Genomic DNA, 603 nt, shown 5'->3' on the forward strand with positions numbered 1-603 from the left:
GATCGGCGCGGCGCCCGTGCGCCGCTCCTCGTCGGCGAGGTCGGCCCGCGCGGGCTTCGCGCGCTCGACCTCGATCTGATAGTTCGACACCATCCCGCGCGGCTCGATCTTGATCAACTCGTTGCGCAGGCGTGCCGGCAGCGGCAGCCCGCGAATGAACTCGCTGCGGATGCCGAGATCGACGCGGTCGCCGACGACGCTCAGCAACTGCCCCTGGCACGCGGTCGGCCCGCGGTCGCGGACCGGCAGCGTCTGCCGCGCAAGCGACGCGGCAAGCGCCGGGCCGGTGTGCGGCGGCGGCAGCCCGCGAATGAACTCGCTGAGGATGCCGAGATCGACGCGGTCGCCGACGACGCTCAGCAACTGCCCCTGGCTCGCGGTCGGCACGCGGTAGCGGGCCGTCAGCGTCGACAGCGCAAGCGAGCGGGCAAGCGGCGTGCCGTCCGGCAGCGGCGGCTGGCCGAGCTCCGCGTTGAAGCGCGTCAGGTGCAGCGTGTAGTCGTGGCCGGCATCGAGTTGCATGTCCCAGCCGAAGCCGACCGTCGGCACGTCGAGCCGCGGCTGCGTCGGGCGCACGCGCAGCGCGACGTCCGCGCCCTGCAG

General features: G+C 73.6%; 1 pseudogene. It reads right to left on the reverse strand.

From position 1 onward, the window contains the following. Positions 1-603 (reverse strand): annotated as a pseudogene (locus G3N99_RS42300) (hypothetical protein); the annotation flags it as partial.

The sequence above is a fragment of the Burkholderia sp. Ac-20392 genome, from assembly GCF_017104585.1.
GTDB classification, from domain to species: domain Bacteria; phylum Pseudomonadota; class Gammaproteobacteria; order Burkholderiales; family Burkholderiaceae; genus Burkholderia; species Burkholderia lata.